The sequence below is a fragment of the Betaproteobacteria bacterium genome, from assembly GCA_009377585.1.
GTDB lineage: Bacteria > Pseudomonadota > Gammaproteobacteria > Burkholderiales > WYBJ01 > WYBJ01.
On record WHTS01000220.1, the window covers coordinates 1 to 4,614 of the forward strand.

The following is a 4,614-nucleotide window of genomic DNA, read 5'->3' on the forward strand; positions in this document are numbered from 1 at the left end:
GGAAGCGCCCAGGACTACCCTCACGCCCAACGGACGGCACATCCGCGCCGAATGAGGAGGTAGCCCATGGAACAAGCATCCGCGGTCCCCGCTTCCCTGCAGCCAGTCGATCGTCTCAGCCCGGTGCGCATCAAGCGACTGGGCCACGTGGTCATCCAGGTACGCAATCTCGAGCGCTCGATACGCTTCTACACCGAGGTGCTGAACTTCCGCGTATCCGACCAGGCCACCGCGGGCGGGGCGTTTCTCACGGCAATCGGCGATCATCATACGATCGGTCTCTTTCCTTCGGACGGCGAGAATGCGCAGCTTCCCTCGAAGGGAGCGGTTCGGCTGCATCACCTCGCCATGCAAGTGGATTCCATGGACGAATTGTTCGACATCAGGGCGTACCTGCAGGAGCGCGGCGTTCCGATCGTCTGGGAAGGGCGACGCGCGCTGGGTGGCCACACGAGTGTCGAGTTCCTCGATCCGGACGGTTATCACCTCGAGCTATTCTGCGACATGGATCAGATACCGCCCGGGGGACGCTCCCGCCCCAGGAACGCCAGTGGGGTATACGACACCTTGGAGAAATCCAGGGACAACCCGAAGTCACCGACCTGGTAAGACTGGCCGGCAGATCGAGACCAGCGCGAGGACAGCCGCGATCAATCGCGTGGAAATCGTCTACTGTACTCAGTGCCGGTGGTTGCTTCGCGCCGCCTGGATGGCCCAGGAGTTGTTGACGACCTTCGAGGAGGAGATCGCCGAGCTCGCCCTGAAGCCAGGCAGCGGAGGGATCTTCGAAGTCCGCGCCAATGGGCAATTGATCTGGTCGCGCCGGACCGAAGGCCGGTTTCCCGAAATCGTCGAGCTCAAGCGGCTGGTGCGCGATCGGATCGCCCCCGGTCGCAGCCTGGGACACGCCGATCGCAAGGCAGACGATACCGGATAGTCGATACGAGCTGGAGGCATCTCGACGCCCTCCTGCTCATGCTTCGCAACGACTGCAGAAGCCGGCACCACGCGAGAACGCCATACCTTCGCAACGAGTGCGGGAGCCGGCGCCAGGTGCGAACGCAATCGTGCGCCGGGCCGCGCCTAGCAGACCTCGCACTCGTATCGGCGCGCAGTCCATACTAACGCACATGACACACGCCCCTTTTGGGCGAATCGTTGTCCGCGTTCAAATGTGACTGGAGGCTATCTTGAAGAAGACAACCTGGCGCCTATCCTTGATTGCCGCCGCCGCAGCAGTCGTGGTGATGGTCCTCGCGTTGCCCTTCGCCCGGGCGCAACGGCAAGTCTCACCCAGCGACGTCCCGATCGGCGTCGCAGCGAGCGGCGGCACCAGTACCGCATGGTTCTATCGTCCCTCGTCGGGTACGGTGGTCGCTTGTCAGTCGACCGCCAGCGGCGCAGGCGCCTTGTCCGGCATCCAGTGCGTGGCGTCGAAGTTGCCCTGAACGCCATATACGGGTTGCGCGCCGTACTGCGGTCAGGCCCACAGGCGTAGTCGGCCGCGGCTCTTCGTGCAAGGCACGTCCGGATGGTCAATCCGCGCAAGACGAGGCACGAGCCATGAGACCGTTGTTCGGCCTGTTCAGAATGGTCCATGCGCTGATCGCCCTCTTGTTCGGATGCTTCGCGCTGATGCTGATCGCTTCCGCGGCCCGAGCCGGCTGGCTCGCGATGGGCGGCACGTGGGACGGGGCCGCTGCGCAAACGATCATCGAGGCGGTAGGGCTGCTTGCGGCGGCCGCGGTATCCCTGCAGATGGCCGAGACGATCACCGAGGAGGAGATCATCCGGGACCGGCGATGAAACCACGAATCACGCTTCTCACACTCGGGGTCGATGATCTCGACGCGGCAGTGCGCTTCTATCGCGATGGTCTTGGTCTGCGAACCGAAGGCATCGTCGGCGCCGAGTTCGAACACGGCGCCGTTGCCTTCTTCGACCTGCAGGCCGGTTTGAAGCTTGCGCTCTGGCCGCGAGCGAGCATCGCGCGCGACAGCGGTCTTGCGCTCGCAACCAGGAGTGCGACCGACTTCACCATCGGGCACAACGTCGGCTCGAAATCGGAGGTCGATCAGGTCATGGCGCAGGCGGGCGCGGCCGGCGCCACGATCGTCAAACCGGCACACGACACGTTCTGGGGCGGGTACGCGGGCTATTTCCAGGATCCGGACGGCCATCTGTGGGAAGTGGCCTTCAATCCGCAATGGCCGCTTGCCGAAATTTCAGATTGAGACGAGCGAGGCGCGAGCGATGAACGCCGACGAAAAGGAAATCGAACGAGGCGCCGCACCGTGAGCAACGCGGCCGGCAACGACGCGGCGGTCGCGCTGGTCGTCAATATCGATGTCGAAGACCTCGGCAGCGCGATCCGATTCTACGAGGAAGCGTTGGGCCTGCGCTTGAAGCGCCGGTTGTTCGATGACACGGTGGCGGAATTGAGCGGAGCAGCCACGTCCGTGTTCCTGCTAAAGAAGGCAGCCGGGTCGCTGCCCAGCCGAAGCCTCGCCGAGGTGCGCAGCTATCGGCGCCACTGGACCCCGGTCCATCTCGACTTCGTCGTTGCGGCGCTCGAGCCGGCGGTCGAGCGTGCCGTTCAGGCCGGCGCCAAGTCGGAAGGGCCGATCCAATCGTTCGAATGGGGACGACAGGCGCTCATGAGCGATCCGTTCGGCAACGGCTTCTGCCTGCTGCAGTGGACTGGCGGCGGCTACGATACAGTTGCCTCGTAGCCGGGGCAGCGAGCGAAGGCAAGCACCCTTCTCCCTTCGGGAGAAGGGGCCACGCATTGCCGACGTGCCGCCGCGACAGGTGTTGGAGAAGACCGCGCAAGTCGCATTGCGAGACCCCGCCGCAGCCGGTACAATCGCCGCCTTTCCGCAGTCCCGCCGGAATGTCCGTTCCGGCCTCCGCGAGCTTCTCATGACGGTCTCCCAGGAACGAGCGCGCCGGCGCACGTTCGCGATCATCTCGCACCCCGACGCTGGCAAGACGACGCTGACCGAAAAGCTTCTGCTTTACGCCGGCGCGATCCACATCGCCGGCAGCGTCAAGGCGCGCAAGGCCTCGCGCTATGCGACTTCGGACTGGATGGAGATCGAGAAGCAGCGCGGCATCTCGGTCGCGAGCTCGGTGATGCAGATGGAGTATCGCGACTGCGTCATCAACCTGCTCGATACGCCCGGACACCAGGATTTCTCCGAGGATACCTATCGCGTGCTGACCGCGGTCGACGCGGCGCTCATGGTGATCGATGCGGCGAACGGCGTCGAAGCCCAGACGCTGCGCCTGTTGCAGGTGTGCCGGGCGCGCGGCACGCCGATCATCACCTTCGTCAACAAGATGGACCGGGAGGTGCGCGAGCCGCTCGACCTGCTGAGCGAGATCGAAAACGCGCTCGGCATGACGGCGGTGGCGGTCACCTGGCCGATCGGAATGGGCAAGCACTTTCGCGGCGTCTTCGACCTCAACGCCGATCGCATGCGCGTATTCCATCCGGGGGCGGACCGGGTGATCGACGACGAGATCGTCGAGGGCCTGGATGATCCCGTCTACACGGCTCGGTTCGGCGACGATTTCGTCCGCGCCCGCCACGAGATCGAGCTGATCCAGGGCGCGTCGGAGCAGTTCGATCGCACGGCCTTTCTTGCCGGCAAGCAGACACCGGTTCTGTTCGGCTCGGCCATCAACAATTTCGGGGTGCGCGAAACGCTCGATGCGCTGGTCGAGCTGGCGCCTCCGCCCGGACCGCGACCGACGCTCACGCGCACGGTCGAGCCCGAGGAGGAGCGATTTTCCGGCGTCGTGTTCAAGATCCAGGCCAACATGGATCCCGCCCATCGCGACCGCATCGCGTTCGTGCGCGTGTGCTCGGGGCGTTTCCAGCGCGGCATGCGGCTCAAGGTCTGCCGCAACGGCAAGGAGATCCGGCCGAACAACGTGGTCTCGTTCCTGTCCCAGCGTCGCGAGCTGGTCGACGAAGCCTATCCCGGCGACATCATCGGCATACCGAATCACGGCATCCTGCAGCTCGGCGATACGCTCACCGAGGGCGAGGCGCTGCAGTTCACGGGCTTGCCGTTCTTCGCGCCCGAGATGTTCCATACCATCGAGGTGGCCGATCCGCTGCGCGGCAAGCAACTGCAGAAGGGGCTGGCGCAGCTCGGCGAGGAGGGTGCGATCCAGGTATTCCGCCCGCATCTGGGCGGGCCACTCTTGCTCGGCGCGGTCGGGGCCTTGCAGTTCGAGGTGGTCGCGCATCGGCTCGCGCACGAGTACGGCGTCGAGGCGCGCATCGCACCGGCGCGCCAGAGCATCGCGCGCTGGGTGACGGCCGACGATCCGCGCGAAATGAAGCGCTTCATTGACTCCAACGCGCATCGGGTCGCTTACGACGTCGTCGATGCGCCTACATTCCTGGCGGCTTACGATGCCGAGCTACGCGTCGTGGAGTCCACCTGGAAGTCGATCCACTTCCACGCGTTGCGCGAGCACGCGGGGCTGGTTTTTCAGAAGCGACTCGAAGTCTAGGAACACGCCGAAGACGTCATTCCCGCGAATGCGGGAATCCAGACTATCGAGCGTTCCCTATTTCATGTCACGCTCGTCCCTCAC

Annotated in this window: 7 protein-coding genes; all 7 read left to right on the plus strand. The window is 64.7% G+C overall.

Annotated features, from left to right (window positions below; translation table 11 throughout):
* Nucleotides 1–66: 66 nt before the first annotated feature.
* On the plus strand, nucleotides 67–609 hold the full coding sequence (locus GEV05_30525; protein MPZ47616.1) for a glyoxalase: 543 nt from the start codon (nucleotides 67–69) through the stop codon (nucleotides 607–609).
* Between the two features lie 40 nt (nucleotides 610–649).
* Nucleotides 650–937 (plus strand): SelT/SelW/SelH family protein, encoded by a 288-nt coding sequence (locus GEV05_30530; protein ID MPZ47617.1) that lies wholly within the window; start codon nucleotides 650–652, stop codon nucleotides 935–937.
* A gap of 253 nt (nucleotides 938–1,190) precedes the next feature.
* Nucleotides 1,191–1,448 carry a hypothetical protein gene (locus tag GEV05_30535; protein MPZ47618.1) on the plus strand — a complete coding sequence of 86 codons (258 nt, stop codon included), beginning with the start codon at nucleotides 1,191–1,193 and terminating at the stop codon, nucleotides 1,446–1,448.
* A 115-nt stretch (nucleotides 1,449–1,563) separates the two neighbouring features.
* Entirely contained in the window at nucleotides 1,564–1,806 is a 243-nt protein-coding gene (locus tag GEV05_30540) for a hypothetical protein (GenBank protein ID MPZ47619.1), read from the plus strand.
* Nucleotides 1,803–2,234 (plus strand): VOC family protein, encoded by a 432-nt coding sequence (locus GEV05_30545; protein ID MPZ47620.1) that lies wholly within the window; start codon nucleotides 1,803–1,805, stop codon nucleotides 2,232–2,234. Before GEV05_30540 ends, GEV05_30545 begins: the two co-directional genes overlap by 4 nt.
* A 60-nt stretch (nucleotides 2,235–2,294) precedes the next feature.
* Entirely contained in the window at nucleotides 2,295–2,732 is a 438-nt protein-coding gene (locus GEV05_30550) for a VOC family protein (GenBank protein ID MPZ47621.1), read from the plus strand.
* 190 nt (nucleotides 2,733–2,922) lie between these two features.
* Nucleotides 2,923–4,530, plus strand: a complete 1,608-nt coding sequence (locus GEV05_30555; protein ID MPZ47622.1) for a peptide chain release factor 3 — start codon at nucleotides 2,923–2,925, stop codon at nucleotides 4,528–4,530.
* Nucleotides 4,531–4,614: the final 84 nt, after the last annotated feature.

Coding starts and splice junctions, on each gene's coding strand:
- GEV05_30525 (MPZ47616.1), top strand. CDS start 67: ATGGAACAAGCATCCGCGGTCCCCGCTTCCCTGCAGCCAGTCGATCGT.
- GEV05_30540 (MPZ47619.1), top strand. CDS start 1,564: ATGAGACCGTTGTTCGGCCTGTTCAGAATGGTCCATGCGCTGATCGCC.
- GEV05_30545 (MPZ47620.1), top strand. CDS start 1,803: ATGAAACCACGAATCACGCTTCTCACACTCGGGGTCGATGATCTCGAC.
- GEV05_30555 (MPZ47622.1), top strand. CDS start 2,923: ATGACGGTCTCCCAGGAACGAGCGCGCCGGCGCACGTTCGCGATCATC.